Origin of the sequence: Rhizobacter sp. AJA081-3 (assembly GCF_017795745.1) — a bacterium.
GTDB lineage: Bacteria > Pseudomonadota > Gammaproteobacteria > Burkholderiales > Burkholderiaceae_C > Piscinibacter.
In genome coordinates this window covers 1955428-1971662 of the sequence record NZ_CP059067.1, presented here as the reverse complement: position 1 = coordinate 1971662, position 16235 = coordinate 1955428, and the positions used below count along the sequence as shown (strand labels likewise).

Sequence of the window (16235 nt, the reverse complement as noted above, 5' to 3'; positions counted from 1 at the left end):
CCCGTTTCGCCTTGTCAGGCCGTTGCCGGCTCGGCCTTCGGCTTGTCGCTCTTCTTCAGCGGCGTGATGTCGAGCACCGGCTTGCCATCGGCATCGATGTCCACGCGCAGGCGGCCGCCGTCCACCAGGCGGCCGAACAGCAGTTCGTCGGCCAGGGCACGACGGATCGTGTCCTGGATCAGGCGCTGCATCGGCCGCGCGCCCATCAGCGGATCGAAGCCCTTCTTGCCCAGGTGCTTGCGCAGTTCGTCGGTGAAGGTGACCTCGACCTTCTTCTCGGCCAGCTGGCTCTCGAGCTGCAGCAGGAACTTGTCGACCACACGCAGGATGATCTCCTCGTCCAACGCACGGAAGCTGACGATCGCGTCGAGACGGTTGCGGAACTCCGGCGTGAACAGGCGCTTGATGTCGCCCATCTCGTCGCCCTGTTCGCGTGAGTTCGTGAAGCCGATGGTCGCCTTGTTCATCGTCTCCGCACCCGCGTTCGTCGTCATGACGATGATGACGTTGCGGAAGTCGGCCTTGCGCCCGTTGTTGTCGGTCAGCGTGCCGTGGTCCATGACCTGCAGCAGCACGTTGAAGACGTCCGGATGCGCCTTCTCGATCTCGTCGAGCAGCAGCACCGCGTGCGGCTTCTTGCTGATCGCCTCGGTCAGGAGGCCACCCTGGTCGAACCCGACGTAGCCCGGGGGCGCTCCGATCAGGCGGCTCACCGCGTGACGCTCCATGTACTCCGACATGTCAAAGCGGATCAGCTCGATGCCCAGGATGTAGGCCAACTGGCGAGCCACCTCGGTCTTGCCCACGCCGGTGGGCCCGCTGAACAGGAACGAGCCGATCGGCTTGTCCGGGCGTCCCAGGCCCGAGCGCGCCATCTTGATGGCAGCGGCCAGCGCCTCGATGGCTGGCTCCTGGCCGAATACCACGCTGTTGAGGTCACGGTCCAGGCTCTTGAGCTTGCCGCGGTCGTCGCTGGACACGCTGGCCGGCGGAATGCGGGCGATCTTGGCCACGATGTCTTCCACCTCGGCGCGCGTGATGGTCTTCTTCTGCTTGCTCTTGGGCAGGATGCGCTGCGCTGCGCCGGCCTCGTCGATCACGTCGATCGCCTTGTCGGGCAGGTGCCGGTCGTTGATGTACTTGGCCGACAGCTCGGCCGCCGCCTGCAGTGCCCCCAGCGCGTACTTGACGCTGTGGTGCTCCTCGAAGCGCGACTTCAGTCCCTTGAGGATCTCGATGGTCTGCTCGACGGACGGCTCGACCACGTCGATCTTCTGGAAGCGCCGCGACAGCGCCGCGTCCTTCTCGAAGATGCCGCGGTACTCGGTGAAGGTGGTCGCCCCGATGCACTTCATGGCACCCGAGCTGAGCGCCGGCTTGAGCAGGTTGCTCGCGTCCAGCGTGCCGCCCGAGGCCGCGCCCGCACCGATCAGCGTGTGGATCTCGTCGATGAACAGGATCGCGTTCGGCTGGTCCTTCAGGTGCTTGAGCACACCCTTCAGGCGCTGCTCGAAGTCACCGCGGTACTTGGTGCCGGCCAGCAGCGCGCCCATGTCGAGCGCGTAGACGACGGAGTTGGCCAGCACCTCGGGCACGTCGTTCTGCGTGATGCGCCAGGCAAGGCCTTCGGCGATGGCAGTCTTGCCGACGCCGGCCTCGCCGACCAGCAGCGGGTTGTTCTTGCGGCGGCGGCACAGGATCTGGATCACGCGCTCGACCTCGTGCTCGCGGCCGATCAGCGGATCGATCTTGCCCTCGCGGGCGAGCTGGTTGAGGTTCTGCGTGAACTGGTCGATCGGCGAGCCCTTGCCTTCGCCCTCTTCCTTCTCGGTTTCGGCGCTGCTGCTGTTGTTCTCGCTGGACTTGGTGGGCTCCGGCGGGTCGCTCTTCTTGATGCCGTGCGCGATGAAGTTGACCACGTCCAGGCGCGTCACGCCCTGCTGGTGGAGGTAGTACACGGCATGAGAATCCTTTTCGCCGAAGATCGCCACCAGCACGTTGGCGCCGGTGACTTCCTTCTTGCCGCTGCCGGTGGACTGCACGTGCATGATCGCGCGCTGGATGACGCGCTGGAAGCCCAGCGTCGGCTGCGTGTCGACCTCGTCGGAGCCGCCCACCGTGGGCGTGTTCTCCTTGATGAAGCCGGCCAAGCTCTTGCGCAGGTCGTCCACGTTGGCCGAGCAAGCGCGCAGCACCTCCGCGGCCGAGGGGTTGTCGAGCAGAGCCATCAACAGGTGTTCCACCGTGATGAACTCATGACGCTGCTGGCGCGCTTCGACGAACGCCATGTGCAGGCTGACTTCGAGTTCCTGGGCAATCATGCGGCCTCCATAATGCACTGCAACGGGTGGCCACCGCGCCTTGCGGCAGCCAACACCAGTTCAACCTTGGTCGCGGCGACATCTTTGGAATAGACGCCGCAGACGCCTCGACCCTCATGGTGAATCTTCAACATGATCTGGGTCGCGGTTTCGAGGTCGCGTTTGAAGTATTCCTGCAAAACCATCACGACGAACTCCATGGGGGTGTAGTCGTCGTTCAGGAGCACCACCTGGTACATGCGCGGCGGCTTCGTCCGTGCCGTGCGTCGCTCGACGACGACCGCTCCTTGCCCGTCGTCGGGCGCGCCACCCTTGCCGGGCGGCAGGGGCGGTGTCGGAGGTGTTTCGTCGGGCATGAAAACATTCTATCGAGTTGACGGCCAACCCATCCATGGCATTGGATATTGCGCCATGCCCGAAGATCACAAGTGCACGGAAAAGAACGGCAAGCACCGCCCGTTTTCGCCGCGCGACTATCGACCACGGATTGTGGCTTCCTTGACACGCTGCGACGCCCGGTCGAAAATTCCCTTCTGTCTCGAAGGAGAAACGACATGCCCACCGGCACCGTGAAGTGGTTCAACGACGCGAAGGGTTTCGGGTTCATCGAACCCGACGGCGGTGGTGACGATGTCTTCGCACACTTTTCGGCCATCCAGATGGAAGGCTTCCGCACCCTCAAGCAAGGCAGCAAGGTGCGCTTCGAACTGGTGCAGGGCCCGAAGGGCCAACTGGCCCAGAACATCGCGCCGGTGGAGAGCGAGACTCAGCCTGCCAATGCCGCCGATCTGACCGAATCGAGCCGCTGACACTCTCTCGGCTCGAAAGCAAAAGGCCCGCGAAAGCGGGCCTTTGTCGTTCCGGGGCGGGCCGGAGGCCCGCTCGGCCGATTCACATGTGGTCGATCATGACCTGCCCGAAGCCCGAGCAGGACACCTGGGTCGCACCTTCCATCAGGCGAGCGAAGTCGTAGGTCACCTTCTTCGAGGCAATCGACTTCTCCATCGAACTGATGATGCGGTCGGCGGCTTCGGTCCAGCCCATGTGGCGCAGCATCATCTCGGCAGAGAGGATCTCGGAACCCGGGTTGACGTAGTCCTTGCCGGCGTACTTCGGCGCGGTGCCGTGCGTCGCCTCGAAGCAGGCCACCGAGTCGGACAGGTTGGCGCCGGGGGCGATACCGATACCGCCGACCTGCGCGGCCAGCGCGTCGGAGATGTAGTCGCCGTTCAGGTTCAGCGTGGCGATCACCGAGTACTCGGCCGGGCGCAGCAGGATCTGCTGCAGGAAGGCGTCGGCGATGCTGTCCTTGACGATGATGTCCTTCCCCGTCTTCGGGTTCTTGAACTTGCACCACGGGCCGCCGTCGATCAGTTCGGCGCCGAACTCACGCTGCGCCAGCGCGTACGACCAGTCACGGAAGCCGCCTTCCGTGAACTTCATGATGTTGCCCTTGTGCACGATGGTCACGTTGGGCTTGTCGTTGTCGATCGCGTACTGGATCGCCTTGCGCACCAGGCGCTCGGTGCCTTCGCGCGAGACCGGCTTGATGCCGATGCCCGACGTGTTCGGGAAACGGATCTTCTTGACGCCCATCTCGTCGATCAGGAACTTGATGAGCTTCTTCGCCTTGTCTGACTCGGCTTCGTACTCGATGCCGGCGTAGATGTCTTCCGAGTTCTCGCGGAAGATCACCATGTTGGTCTTCTCGGGCTCCTTCACCGGCGACGGAACACCCTTGAAGTACTGCACCGGGCGCAGGCAGACGTACAGGTCGAGTTCCTGGCGCAGCGCCACGTTCAGCGAACGGATGCCGCCACCCACCGGGGTGGTCAGCGGGCCCTTGATCGAGACCACGTACTCGCGCAGCACCTCCAGCGACTCGGCGGGAAGCCAGACGTCCGGGCCGTACACCTTGGTGGCCTTCTCGCCGGCGTAGATCTCCATCCAGTGGATCTGCCGCTTGCCGCCGTAGGCCTTCGCCACCGCCGCGTCGACAACCTTGATCATGACCGGCGTGATGTCGAAGCCGGTGCCGTCACCTTCGATGTACGGAATGATCGGGTTCGAGGGCACGTTCAACGAGTAGTCGGCGTTGACGGTGATCTTCTGCCCGCCTGCGGGCACCTTGATGTGTTGGTACATGGGGAGTGGCTCCGCTCGTGGCGTTGCAGGGTCGGGATCGGAAGCGGGAATTCTAGTTCAGCACGTCTGTCAACCGACTGACATCGGCACCCGTTGTCGCCAAGCCTCCCGATGGAGGTTGGATCCAACTCTCAACAAAAGGTAAATGAAAATGACGAAGCTCCTCGCCGCCCTGACCGCCGCCTTCTTCGCTGCCGGCGTGTACGCCGCCGACAAGCCCGCCGAAGCCGCCAAGCCGGCTGCTTCCGCCGCTGCCAAGAAGGACGACAAGGCTGCTGCGAAGCCTGCCGAGAAGGCTGCTGCGAAGCCCGCCGAAAAGGCTGCCTCGAAGTAATTCAGCCGGGCCGGCACAAGCCGGCTTGCTGAATCGCCGGGCCTCGGTCCGGACCAGACGCCCGGTGCTTGCACCGGGCGTTTGTGTTTGCAGGCGCTGGAATCGATTCGACGTGTGTCAGAACGGCAGGCAGAAATCGCTGCCCATCGCCGTGGCCAGACCATGCGCGAGCGCCCAGGCAGAGGCCCCCGCGAGCATCAGCCCGGCCAGGCGCACGGACCAGACCTGCGCCTGACCGGCATGGCGGCCCGCCAGGCTGAGCCACAGGCTCGGCCCGAGCAGCAGCCCGAGGCTGGAGCCTGCGGCGAACAAGGCCATCAGCACGGCACCATCCAACGGCCCTGAGCCGAGCGCCGACACGACCAGCGCCGATTGCAGCAACCCGCAAGGCAGGGCCACCCACATCGAGCCAGCGGCCGCGGCGCCGGCCGGACCCTGCAGCCAGATGACCTGCCGGCCTGTCTGCGCCGCACTGGTCGCACGAACCCGGAAATTATCGACCCAGCCAGGCTGGCGCCCGGCGATCAGCAGCCACAGTCCCAGCGCGAGCGCGGCGACCTGGAAGAGCGTCCACAACGGACGCAGCAGCGCCACCTGTGCGCCCTGAGTGGCCAGCCAGGAGACGCTGCCCGCGGCCAGCGCACCGCCGGCGGCGTATCCGGCCAGGCGCGTGAAGTGGAAGGCGACTGAACTCGCGTGCCCCGCTGCACCGTGGCAGGAGCGCACGATGCCGGCGCAAGCCGCGCCGCACATCGCCGCGCAGTGCGGTGCTCCGGCCAGCCCCATCAGCAGGGCGGTGGCGGCGAGCGCAGTGTTCATGCCTCAGATGATGCGCGAAAAGCGCTCCCGCGTGCGGTCCGCCTGCAAGTGCTTGTCGAACACCATCGCGACGCTGCGGATGAAGTACCAACCCAGCGCGGTGACCTGCACGGACGACGGCTCGATGACCACCAGCCCGGACTCCTGCAACGCGCGCAATTGCTCGAGCTCGGTGGCGAAATGCTTGCGCACGTCGATCAGGTGGGCCAGTTCGATCGACTCGAACTCCAGCCTTCCCTGGCACATGATGGCCATGATGACCGCGCGGCGCAGCAGATCCTCGCGCGTCAGCGCCAGGCCGCGCACGATCGGGAACTGGCCCTGGTTCACCGCGTCGTAGTACTCCGGAAGGGTCTTGGCATTCTGGCTGTAGGTGGCCCCCACGCGCCCGATGGACGACACGCCCAGCGCGATCAGGTCGCAGTCGGGCTGCGTGCTGTAGCCCTGGAAGTTGCGATGCAGCCGGCCCTGGCGCTTGGCAACCGCCAGCGAGTCGCCAGGCAGCGCGAAGTGGTCCATGCCGATGTACTGGTAGCCGTGCCCCACGAACCCCGCGATGGAGTTGGACAGCATCGTCACCTTGTCGGCTGCGGGCGGCAGCGCCGCGGAGTCGATACGGCGCTGCGGCTTGAAGCGTTGCGGCAGGTGAGCGTACGAGTACAGCGCGATGCGCTCTGGGCGCAGTTCCGCCACCTGCTCGACGGTACGACGCAGCGACTCCGGCGTCTGCTTGGGCAGGCCATAGATCAGGTCCACGTTGGTGGACTCGAAACCGAGTGCGCGTGCAGACTCCATCAGCGCGGCAACGCTCTCGCGGCTCTGGATGCGATGCACGGCCTGTTGAACCGCGGTATCGAAATCCTGCACGCCGAAGCTCAGCCGGTTGAAGCCGATCTCGCGCAGGTGCGAGAGCCGCTCGGAGTTCACGGTGCGGGGGTCGACCTCGATCGAGTTCTCGGCTTCCGGCGCAAGGCGGAAGGCCTGGCGCAGCGTGCCCATCAGGCGGGAGAGCTCCGCATCGCTCAGGAAGGTCGGCGAGCCGCCGCCGAAATGCAGCTGCGACACGGTCTGGCCAGCACCGAGCCGGTCGACGTGCAGCGCGATTTCCTTCTCGAGGGCGTCGAGGTACTCGCCCGCGCGCTCATGGTGCTTCGTGATGACCTTGTTGCAGCCGCAGTAATAGCACAGCGACTCGCAGAAAGGGATGTGCACATAGACGGACAGCGGACTCGCGCCGCCGATCACGCCCGCGCCTTCGGCACGCTGGCTCAGCGCGCGCGCGTAGTCGTCGGGCCCGAAGGCGTCGACAAAACGGTCGGCTGTCGGGTACGAGGTGTAGCGTGGCCCATTCACGTCGAGCCGTCGCAGCAGCTCTTCGGTCACGACAGGGCGCTCGGTGTGTGTGGTGGTCAGCATGGTCCAAGACTGTGCCGCGACCCGCGCCCGGCGACTTGACGTGCATCAACAGCGGTTCAGTTGGCGAACCGGACAATAATTCCATGCGCACCACCACTCCGAATCGCCGTACATGACCGCGTCGCATGCTCACGATCAGCCCGCCATCGGCCACGATTCCGAGTCCGCTCCGCGGTCGGCCCTGCCCCATGTCGTGCCGATCCGCGCCGATGCGTTCAAGGTGGCTTGCTCGAACTGCAACCTGCGTGAGCTGTGCCTGCCGGTCGGCCTGTCCGACCCCGATCTCGAGCGGCTCGACGAACTGGTGGCCAAGCGCCGCTCGGTGACCCGCGGCGACGCACTGTTCCGCACCGGCGACTCGTTCCAGTCGCTCTACGCGGTGCGCACCGGGTTCTTCAAGACCTGCGTCTCCTCGGAAGACGGCCGCGACCAGGTCACCGGCTTCCAGATGGCCGGCGAATTGCTCGGGCTGGACGGCATCAGCCACGACCGCCACAACTGCGATGCGATCGCGCTGGAAGACTCGCAGGTCTGCGTGATCCCGTTCGGGCAACTCGAGGAGCTGTCGCGCGACTTCACGCCGCTGCAGCACCAGTTCCACAAGATCATGAGCCGCGAGATCGTTCGCGACCACGGGATGATGCTGCTGCTGGGCAGCATGCGCGCGGAGGAGCGTCTGGCCGCCTTCCTGCTCAACTTGACGCAGCGGCTGCAGGCGCGCGGTTTCTCGGCCTCGTCGCTCATCTTGCGCATGACGCGCGAAGAGATCGGCAGCTACCTCGGCCTCAAGCTGGAAACCGTGAGCCGCACCTTCTCGAAGTTCCAGGACGATGGCCTGCTCGAGGTCAAGCAGCGCCACATCCGCATCCTCGACGAAGCCGGTCTGCGCCAGCTGATCAGCAGCACCGCCTGCTGAAGATCTGCCCGCTCAGCGCGGCCAGCTGCGGCCGCGGTCGGCGTTGATCTCTTCCGGGCTCGCGTCCAGCAGCGCCGTGAGCGCCCCGGCGGTCGCGATGACCGCCCAGAAGATCAGGAAGGTGACGGTGTAGACCGCCTGGTTGGACCAGTTCAGCGCCTCGCCACCGAACCAGTGCAGGTCGCCCGGATCGACGACCACGAAGATCAGCATCTCCAGCACACCGGCCATCAGGAAGGCGGGCCAGAGAATGGTCAGCGCACGCTGCTTCAAGACCGCCCCCGGGATGTGCATCTCAGCGCTGCGGTGACGCTGCGTGGTTGCGGCCCTGCATGGCGGGCGCCAGCGCATCCTTCGGGCTGACTTTGGCCGCCACGTCGTCGGCGGCGCGCAGTTCGCCCTGCGGCGTGGTGGCGATCACCGGGTCGATGTGCTTCCAGGCCACCACCGCGGTGGCCAGGCTGGCAATGACCACCGACAGCGGACCGCCGACCACCAGCCACACCATCGGAAACTTGTACCAAGGGATCGGCTTGTTCTGCATGGTTCAGTCCTTGTGTGTTCAGCGCGGCACGACGAAGGTCGACTTCTCGTGCACGGAAATCTCGCCGCCGGATGCATCCGGCAAGCGCGTGATGTTGAACCGCATCGGGTGCGCGCCGGCTCCCAGCGAACCGGCCGTTTCCGGCGGCACCTGGACGCTCACCGCCACCCAGCGCGATTCGGTGGAACCGACCTCGACCAGCGACTTGCCCGCAATGATGGCACCCTTCAGGCCGTCCACCTCGATGCGGAAGCGCTGCGGCGCCTCCGTGCCGTTCATCACCTGCAGGCGGTAGACGTTCTCGATGCGGCCGTCTTCCACCAGGCGGGCCAGCGCACCGCGATCGCGAACCACGTCGACACGGAACGGCGTGCGCAGCATCAGGCTGGCACCGAAGGCCGTGAGGATGAGGATCAGGATGGCGGTGTAGACGAGCACGCGCGGTCGCAGCACGCGCCGCAGCATCTGCGCCTTGTCCCAGCCCTTGTCGATGCCGTTCTGCGTGGCGTAGCGGATCAGGCCGCGCGGATAGCTCATCTTGTCCATCACGCTGTCGCACACGTCGATGCAGGCAGCACAGCCGATGCACTCGTACTGCAGGCCCTTGCGGATGTCGATGCCGGTCGGGCAGACCTGCACGCACAAGGAACAGTCGATGCACTCACCCTTGCCAAGCTGCGCCAGAGACGCATGCGGGGCCGATCGCGGCCGCGAACCGCGCGGCTCGCCGCGCGCGGTGTCGTAGCTGATGATCATCGTGTCGTGATCGAACATCGCGCTCTGGAAGCGCGCGTACGGGCACATGTACTTGCAGACCTGCTCGCGCATGTAGCCGGCGTTGCCGTAGGTGGCGAAGCCGTAGAACAGAATCCAGAACCATTCCCACGGGCCGAAGCCGAGCGTCGCCGCCTCGGCGGCCAGAGTGCGGATCGGGGTGAAGTAGCCGACGAAGGTGAAACCCGTCCACAGCCCGAAGGCGAGCCAGACGAACTGCTTGCCGCCCTTTCGCAGCAGCTTCTGGCCGTTCCAGGGCCCCGCATCGAGCTTCATGCGCTTGGCACGATCGCCCTCGATGCGGTTCTCGAACCACATGAAGATCTCGGTGTAGACGGTCTGCGGGCACGCATAGCCGCACCACAGCCGCCCCGCCACCGCGGTGAACAGGAACAGCCCGTAGGCCGAGACGATCAGCAGCCCGGTGAGGTAGATGAAGTCCTGCGGGTGCAGGACCAGGCCGCCGATGTAGAAACGGCGGGCGCCGAGGTCGAAGAGCACCGCCTGGCGATCATTCCACTGCAGCCAGGGCAGGCCGTAGAAGAGGATCTGGGTGCCCCAGACAAGCGCCCACCGCCACGTCGAGAACCAGCCACTGACGGCCCGCGCGTAGATCTTCTGGTGCGCGGCATACAGCGAAACAATCTCGCCGGCCGCATCGGGGGACGCGGCCCCCGACGCGGTGGCTGGAGTCTCAGACATTCACTCGATCACTTCTGCGGGCTGGCCTGGGCCAGGTTCCACACATAGGCGGAGAGCACGTGGATCTGCTCGGGCGACATCCGGCTGGCCTGCGCCGGCATGACGTTGGTCTTGCCATTGTTCACCATCGCCAGAATCGCCTCCTCGCCCCAGCCGTGCAGCCAGACCTTGTCGGTCAGGTTGGGCGCGCCCAGTGCCTTGAGGCCCTTGCCGTCCGGGCCGTGACAGGCAGCGCAGGCCGCGAACTTCTCCTTGCCGAGCTGCGCCGCCGTGGCGTTGTGCGGGCTGCCCGACAGGCTCAGCACGTAGTTCGCCACGTTCTTCACGTCCTCGGAGCTGCCGACCGCCGCGGCCATCGGGGGCATCAAACCCTGCCGGCCATTGGTGATCGTGGCCTTGACGGCATCGAACGAGTCGGTCGCCAGGCGCGACTCGACCGGCAGCGTCAGATTCGGGAAGCCCTTGCTGCCTTTGGCATCGGAGCCGTGGCACTGCGCGCAGTTGTTGATGTACAGGCGCTCGCCGATGGCCATCGCCTGCGGGTCCTTCGCCAGCGCCTCGGCGCCCTGGCTGGTGAACTTCGCGTACAGCGGCGCCATGGTGGCCTGCGCCTTCGCCTGTTCGGCGTCGTATTGGCCCGCGCTCGTCCAGCCCAGCTTGCCGGCCGCATTGCCCAGGCCTGGATAGAGCACCAGGTAGAGCGCGGCGAACACGACGGTGAGGACGAACAGGATCATCCACCAGCGCGGCAGCGGGTTGTTCAGTTCGCGCAGGTCACCGTCCCACACGTGGCCGGTGGTGTTGTCGTTGGCCATCACCTTGCGTTTGCTGGCCACGACCAGCAGCAACAGGCAGGCCGCGAGGCCGAGGATCGTGACGGCGGCGATGAAGATCGACCAGCCGCTGTTGAAGAAGTCGCTCATTGTTGGTTTCCTCCACGCGAGGCGCCTTCGGCGCCCTGCTCCTCGGCGAACGGCAACTTGGCCGCTTCGTCGAATGCTGAACGGTTGCTGCGTGACCAGGCCCAGACGATGATGCCCAGGAAGGCCAGCATCGAGACCACGGTGACCACGCTTCTCAGGTCATTGATGTCCATGGTGCGTCTCCGTCACTTGGCCGCCGCCGCGACGGCGGCCGAGGTGCCCATCACCTGCAGGTAGGCAATCACGGCATCCATTTCGGTCTTGCCCTTCACCTCGTCACCGGCCTTGGCGATCTCGGCGTCGGTGTAGGGCACGCCGACCATGCGAAGCGCCTTCATCTTCGGCGCCATGTCGCCCGGGTCGACGTTGCCCTTGAGCAGCCACGGATAGGCCGGCATGTTGGACTCCGGCACCAGGTCACGCGGGTTGATCAGGTGGATGCGGTGCCAGTCGTCGCTGTACTTGCCGCCCACGCGGTGCAGGTCCGGACCGGTGCGCTTGCTGCCCCACTGGAACGGGTGGTCGTAGACGAACTCGCCCGCCTTGGAGTAGTCACCGTAGCGCAGCGTTTCAGCGCGGAACGGGCGGATCATCTGCGAGTGGCAGTTGTAGCAACCCTCGCGGATGTACACGTCACGCCCCGCCAGCTGCAGAGCCGTGTAGGGCTTGAGGCCCGGCGCCGCCTCCGTGGTGGACTTCTGGAAGAACAGCGGGACGATCTCGACGATGCCGCCCACTGCGACCACCAGCAGGATCAGCAGGATCATCAGGAAGTTGTTGGTCTCGATCTTCTCGTGCGAGAGACCGGTGGCTTCGTTGTTGGCCATGTTCGGTGCTCCTTGGGGTCAGGCGTGGGCAGCCACGGCCGGAATCGGCACCGGCTCGTACTTGCCGCTGGTGGCGGTCTTGATCACGTTCCAGGCCATGATCAGCATGCCGCCGAGGTACAGCACCCCGCCGAGCAGTCGGATCACGTAGAACGGGAACGTCGCCTTGACGCTCTCGACGAAGCTGTAGACCAGCGTGCCGTCAGGGTTGATCGCGCGCCACATCAGTCCCTGCATCACGCCGGCGATCCACATGGCGGCGATGTACAGCACGATGCCGATGGTGGCAATCCAGAAGTGCAGCTCGATGGCGCGCACGCTGTACATCTGCTTGCGGCCGAACATGCGCGGGATCAGGTAGTAGAGCGTGCCCATCGACACCAGACCCACCCAGCCGAGCGCGCCGCTGTGCACGTGACCGACCGTCCAGTCGGTGTAGTGGGACAGAGCGTTCACCGTCTTGATCGACATCATCGGGCCTTCGAAGGTCGACATGCCGTAGAACGACAGCGAGACGATCAGGAACTTCAGGATCGGGTCATCACGCAGTTTGTGCCATGCACCCGACAACGTCATGATGCCGTTGATCATGCCGCCCCAGGAAGGCGCCAGCAGCACCAGCGAGAACAGCATGCCCACGCTCTGCGCCCAGTCGGGCAGCGCGGTGTAGTGCAGGTGGTGCGGGCCGGCCCACATGTAGGTGAAGATCAGCGCCCAGAAGTGCACGATCGACAGGCGATACGAGTACACGGGGCGCTCGGCCTGCTTCGGGATGAAGTAGTACATCATCCCCAGGAAGCCGGCGGTGAGGAAGAAGCCCACCGCGTTGTGGCCGTACCACCACTGGACCATCGCGTCCTGCACGCCCGCGTAGGCCGAATAGCTCTTGGTCAGGCTGACCGGGATCGCGGCACTGTTGACCAGGTGCAGCAGCGCCACCGTGAGGATGAACGCGCCGAAGAACCAGTTGGCCACGTAGATGTGGCGCACCTTGCGCGTGCCGATGGTGCCGAAGAACACCACCGCATAGGAAACCCACACGACGGTGATCAGGATGTCGATCGGCCATTCGAGTTCGGCGTATTCCTTGCCGCTGGTCATGCCCAGCGGCAGCGTGATCGCCGCCAGCAGGATCACCAGTTGCCAGGCCCAGAAGGTGAACCAGGCCAGGCCACCGGCGAACAGCCGCACCTGCGACGTGCGCTGCACGACGTAGTAGCTCGACGCGAACAGCACGCAACCACCGAACGCGAAGATCACCGCGTTGGTGTGCAGCGGCCGCAGGCGGCCGTAGCTGAGGAACGAGATCCCCAGGTTGAGTTCGGGCCAGGTGAGCTGCGCGGCGATGATCACGCCGACCAGCATCCCCACCACCCCCCATAGCACCGCGGCGAGAGAGAACGCTCTCACCACGCCGTCGTCGTACACCGGCCCGTTCTTGGCGGCCGTCAACGAGTTGTTGACCATCGGATCGCTCCTTGTGCGGTTGTCATGTAACTACTGAAATCATTGTTTCGCGAAGGGTCAATCCCGGGCTTGATCGCTATCAACCTTTCCCGAAGGCGGGAAGGCCGTTGTCTCATCGGCACCCAGGATTCGCTCGCCTTCGCGATCCAGATCGTCGAACTGCCCGCCATGCAGCGCCCAAGCGAAGATGCCGATCACGGCGAACACCAGGACCACCGACAGTGGAATGAGCATGTAGAGGATGTCCATGCCGCTCAGCCCTCGTCACCCTCGATGCGCGAGACCCGCAAGGCATTGAGCACCACCAGGAGCGAACTCGAGGCCATGCCGATGCCCGCAGCCCAGGGCGGCAGCCAGCCCATCAGCGCCAGCGGCACGCAGGCCGCGTTGTAGACGGCCGCCCAGGTCAGGTTCTGGCGAATGATGCGCAAGGTGCGCTTCGCCTGGGCGCGGGCGATCGCGACCTCGCCCAGGCGCTCGCCGAGCAGCACGACATCGGCGCCGCTGCGTGCCACGGCCGAACCATGTGCGAAGGCAATTGAGACATCGGAGCGCGCCAGCACCGGTGCATCGTTGAGGCCGTCGCCAACCATGGCCACACGCCGGCCCTCGGCCTGCCAGGCGGCCACGGCGGCCAGCTTGTCGGCCGGCGTCGCACCGCCGCGCACGTCGGTGATGCCCAGTCGGCGCGCCAGCGACTCGGCACGACCGGGCGCGTCACCAGACAGCAAGGCGACGCGAATCCCTTCGCGGCCGAGCCGGTCGATCGTGGCCTGGGCATCGTCGCGCAGTTGTTCGCGCAGTTCGAAGGCCGCTCGCGCCTGGCCGGCCGGGCCGAACCACAGCGCCTCTTCGTCGGTGCCGCCGATCGACGCCGACGCGTCGACCCAACTCTGCCGCCCGAGACGCCACACGCTGCCGTCTGCGGTGCGAGCCTGCAGGCCTTGCCCCGGATGCTCCTCGACCTCGCTCCAGCCGGCGGCCGATGGCGTGGCACCCGCCGCTTGCACCAGCGCCCGCGAAGCCGGATGGCTCGAAAGCGATGCCAGCGCAGCCGCGGATGCGAGCAGCGCCTGCGCATCGTCGCCCTCGCGCAGCGCCCGCACCTGCACGAGTTCGAGCTGGTCTCGCGTCAAGGTCCCGGTCTTGTCGAACACGACCGTGTCGACACCGGCCAGGCCCTCCAGAGCCTCGAGCCGCTGCAGCAGCACGCCGCGGCGCGCCAGCGCGCCGGTGGCGGCCAGCAGCGCCGATGGCGCAGCCAGCGACAGCGCGCACGGGCAGGTCACGATGAGCACCGACACGGCGACCCACACCGCCCGCGACGGATCGACGATCGACCACACCGCTGCCGAACCCGCGGCCAGCGCCAGCACGGTCCACAGGAACGGGCCGGCCAGACGCTCCGCCTGCTGGACCAGACGCGGACGCTGCGTCAGCGCGCTGCGCATCAACGCCACGATGCCGGCCTGGCGGGTGTCTTCGCCCAGGCGCAGCACCTGCATCAGCACGGGCGCGCGCAGGTTCAGGCTGCCGGCCACGACCTCGTCGCCGTCCTGCTTGGGCACCGGGGCGGATTCGCCCGTCAGCAGGGCCTCGTCGGCCAGCGTGCGCCCCTCGAGCAGCACGCCGTCGGCCGGGAAGGCCTGCCCGGCCGGCACACGCACGCGGTCGCCGGCGGCCAGCCGCGCCACTGCCACCACTTCGATCGAGCCGTCTTCGCGCACGCGTTGCGCGCTGTCGGGCAGCCGTGCCGTGCCCGCTTCGAGCGCCAGCGCGACGCGATGCCGCGCGCGCAACTCGAGGTAGCGCCCGCCGAGCAGGAAGAAGACGAACATCGTCAGCGAGTCGAAGTACACCTCGTGGCCGAAGTGGCCGCCCGGGTCGAAGGTGGCACCCGAACTCGCGATGAAGGTGACGGCGATGCCCAGGGCCACCGGCACATCCATGCCCAGGCGCCGCTGGCGCAGGCTGCGCCAGGCGCCCGAGAAGAAGGGCCCGGCGGAGAACAGCATCACCGGCAGGCTCAGCACCCAGCTCGCCCATTGCAGCAGCCGCTGCATGTCGGGCGTGATGTCTCCCGGCGCCGCCACGTAGGCCGGCGTGGCATACATCATCACCTGCATCATGCAGAAGCCGGCCACGAACATGCGCCAAAGCGCCTTGCGCTGCTCGGCCTCGCGCTGGGTTCGCGCGCTCGCCGCGGCGTCGGGCACCGCGCCGTAACCGGCACGCTGGACCGCCTCGACCAGCGCCGAGGCGCGCGTGCGGCGCGGATCCCAGCGTACCAGGGCGAGCGAGGTGGCCGAATGCACACGGGCTTCGAGCACACCGTCGACGCCTTCCAGCGCCGTTTCGATCAACCCGGCGCAGGCGGCGCAGTACAGGCCCGAGAGGCGGAACTGCGAGGTGGCTTCGCGCTCACCGCCCTTGCCCTGCGTCCAGGTCGTGAAGGCGGACTGGTTCAGGGGGTCGTCGAGCGCACGCAGGTCGTTTGCGCTCGCAGCGGGTGCGACGCTGGAAGTCATTGAGGGGGCCACGGCGATAATCTAGGCTTGCTATGCTGGTTCGCACATGACATACATCAAGCCACATCAGCTCATCGCTGCCGCCGCCCTGAGCTTCGTGGGTCTCGCCACGGCGCAGGACGCGGCACAGCGCCTGCCGACCACCCGTCTCACGGCGGGTTTCCACGTCATCACGGCGGAACTGGCACGCACGCCCGAGCAGCGTGCGATCGGCCTGATGCACCGCCCGACCATGCCAGCCAACGACGGCATGCTGTTCGTGTTCGAGCAGCCGGGGCAACAATGCTTCTGGATGAAGAACACGCTGCTGCCGCTGTCGATCGCCTTCCTGGCCGACGACGGCAGCATCGTCAACATCGAAGACATGAAGCCGCAAACGCTGGACTCGCACTGCTCGAAGAAGCCGGTGCGCTTCGTGCTGGAAATGAACAAGGGCTGGTTCGACAAGCGCGCCATCAAGCCCGGCGCGAAGATCACCGGAGCGCCCTTCGGCAACTGAATCGCCGAGCGCATGAAAAA

Annotated in this window: 17 protein-coding genes and 1 pseudogene; 4 read left to right on the top strand and 14 right to left on the bottom strand. The window is 66.2% G+C overall.

The window, feature by feature from the left end; all coding sequences use genetic code 11:
- Positions 1-14: 14 nt before the first annotated feature.
- A complete protein-coding gene (gene clpA, locus HZ992_RS09415; RefSeq protein ID WP_209386397.1) occupies positions 15-2321 on the bottom strand; it encodes an ATP-dependent Clp protease ATP-binding subunit ClpA in 2307 nt (768 codons plus the stop codon).
- Positions 2318-2677: an ATP-dependent Clp protease adapter ClpS gene (gene clpS / locus HZ992_RS09410; RefSeq protein WP_209386396.1), complete on the bottom strand. Its 360-nt coding sequence runs from the start codon at positions 2675-2677 to the stop codon at positions 2318-2320. The genes clpA and clpS overlap by 4 nt, the downstream gene beginning before the upstream one ends.
- Before the next feature lie 198 nt (positions 2678-2875).
- Here clpS and HZ992_RS09405 point away from each other — a divergent pair, with 198 nt between their 5' ends.
- Positions 2876-3130 (top strand): cold-shock protein, encoded by a 255-nt coding sequence (locus HZ992_RS09405; protein WP_209386395.1) that lies wholly within the window; start codon positions 2876-2878, stop codon positions 3128-3130.
- Between the two features lie 82 nt (positions 3131-3212).
- On the opposite strand, the gene icd is transcribed toward HZ992_RS09405, so the two are convergent.
- Positions 3213-4466, bottom strand: a complete 1254-nt coding sequence (gene icd, locus HZ992_RS09400; RefSeq protein ID WP_209386394.1) for an NADP-dependent isocitrate dehydrogenase — start codon at positions 4464-4466, stop codon at positions 3213-3215.
- Positions 4467-4617: 151 nt separating this feature from the next.
- Here icd and HZ992_RS09395 point away from each other — a divergent pair, with 151 nt between their 5' ends.
- On the top strand, positions 4618-4800 hold the full coding sequence (locus HZ992_RS09395) for a hypothetical protein (RefSeq protein WP_209386393.1): 183 nt from the start codon (positions 4618-4620) through the stop codon (positions 4798-4800).
- Between the two features lie 117 nt (positions 4801-4917).
- Here HZ992_RS09395 and HZ992_RS09390 read toward each other — a convergent pair whose 3' ends face one another.
- Positions 4918-5619, bottom strand: a complete 702-nt coding sequence (locus HZ992_RS09390) for an urease accessory protein UreH domain-containing protein (RefSeq protein ID WP_209386392.1) — start codon at positions 5617-5619, stop codon at positions 4918-4920.
- A 3-nt stretch (positions 5620-5622) separates the two neighbouring features.
- Positions 5623-7035 carry an oxygen-independent coproporphyrinogen III oxidase gene (gene hemN, locus HZ992_RS09385; protein WP_209386391.1) on the bottom strand — a complete coding sequence of 471 codons (1413 nt, stop codon included), beginning with the start codon at positions 7033-7035 and terminating at the stop codon, positions 5623-5625.
- Between the two features lie 112 nt (positions 7036-7147).
- Here hemN and fnr point away from each other — a divergent pair, with 112 nt between their 5' ends.
- The gene (fnr, locus tag HZ992_RS09380; RefSeq protein WP_209386390.1) at positions 7148-7951 is read left to right on the top strand and encodes a fumarate/nitrate reduction transcriptional regulator Fnr; all 804 of its coding nucleotides are present in this window, start codon (positions 7148-7150) and stop codon (positions 7949-7951) included.
- A gap of 12 nt (positions 7952-7963) precedes the next feature.
- Here fnr and HZ992_RS09375 read toward each other — a convergent pair whose 3' ends face one another.
- The 9 genes and pseudogenes from HZ992_RS09375 to HZ992_RS09335 all read right to left on the bottom strand — a co-directional run bounded on the left by HZ992_RS09375 (position 7964) and on the right by HZ992_RS09335 (position 15716).
- Positions 7964-8245, bottom strand: a complete 282-nt coding sequence (locus tag HZ992_RS09375; protein ID WP_209386389.1) for a hypothetical protein — start codon at positions 8243-8245, stop codon at positions 7964-7966.
- 1 nt (position 8246) lies between these two features.
- Positions 8247-8495: a hypothetical protein gene (locus tag HZ992_RS09370; RefSeq protein WP_209386388.1), complete on the bottom strand. Its 249-nt coding sequence runs from the start codon at positions 8493-8495 to the stop codon at positions 8247-8249.
- Positions 8496-8513: 18 nt separating this feature from the next.
- Positions 8514-9971: a cytochrome c oxidase accessory protein CcoG gene (ccoG, locus tag HZ992_RS09365; protein WP_209386387.1), complete on the bottom strand. Its 1458-nt coding sequence runs from the start codon at positions 9969-9971 to the stop codon at positions 8514-8516.
- 8 nt (positions 9972-9979) lie between these two features.
- Positions 9980-10894, bottom strand: a complete 915-nt coding sequence (gene ccoP, locus HZ992_RS09360) for a cytochrome-c oxidase, cbb3-type subunit III (protein ID WP_209386386.1) — start codon at positions 10892-10894, stop codon at positions 9980-9982.
- Positions 10891-11067, bottom strand: a complete 177-nt coding sequence (locus tag HZ992_RS09355; RefSeq protein WP_209386385.1) for a cbb3-type cytochrome oxidase subunit 3 — start codon at positions 11065-11067, stop codon at positions 10891-10893. Before HZ992_RS09355 ends, ccoP begins: the two co-directional genes overlap by 4 nt.
- Positions 11068-11079: 12 nt before the next feature.
- Positions 11080-11721 carry a cytochrome-c oxidase, cbb3-type subunit II gene (gene ccoO, locus HZ992_RS09350; RefSeq protein ID WP_209386384.1) on the bottom strand — a complete coding sequence of 214 codons (642 nt, stop codon included), beginning with the start codon at positions 11719-11721 and terminating at the stop codon, positions 11080-11082.
- Positions 11722-11739: 18 nt separating this feature from the next.
- Complete coding sequence (gene ccoN, locus HZ992_RS09345; protein ID WP_209386383.1) at positions 11740-13188, bottom strand: cytochrome-c oxidase, cbb3-type subunit I; 1449 nt, start codon at positions 13186-13188, stop codon at positions 11740-11742.
- A gap of 114 nt (positions 13189-13302) precedes the next feature.
- Positions 13303-13437 (bottom strand): annotated as a pseudogene (gene ccoS, locus HZ992_RS09340) (cbb3-type cytochrome oxidase assembly protein CcoS); the annotation flags it as partial.
- Positions 13438-13442: 5 nt separating this feature from the next.
- On the bottom strand, positions 13443-15716 hold the full coding sequence (locus HZ992_RS09335; RefSeq protein ID WP_209386381.1) for a heavy metal translocating P-type ATPase: 2274 nt from the start codon (positions 15714-15716) through the stop codon (positions 13443-13445).
- 46 nt (positions 15717-15762) lie between these two features.
- Between HZ992_RS09335 and HZ992_RS09330 the strand changes: the two genes are divergently transcribed.
- Positions 15763-16215 (top strand): DUF192 domain-containing protein, encoded by a 453-nt coding sequence (locus tag HZ992_RS09330; RefSeq protein ID WP_209386380.1) that lies wholly within the window; start codon positions 15763-15765, stop codon positions 16213-16215.
- Positions 16216-16235 lie beyond the last annotated feature (20 nt).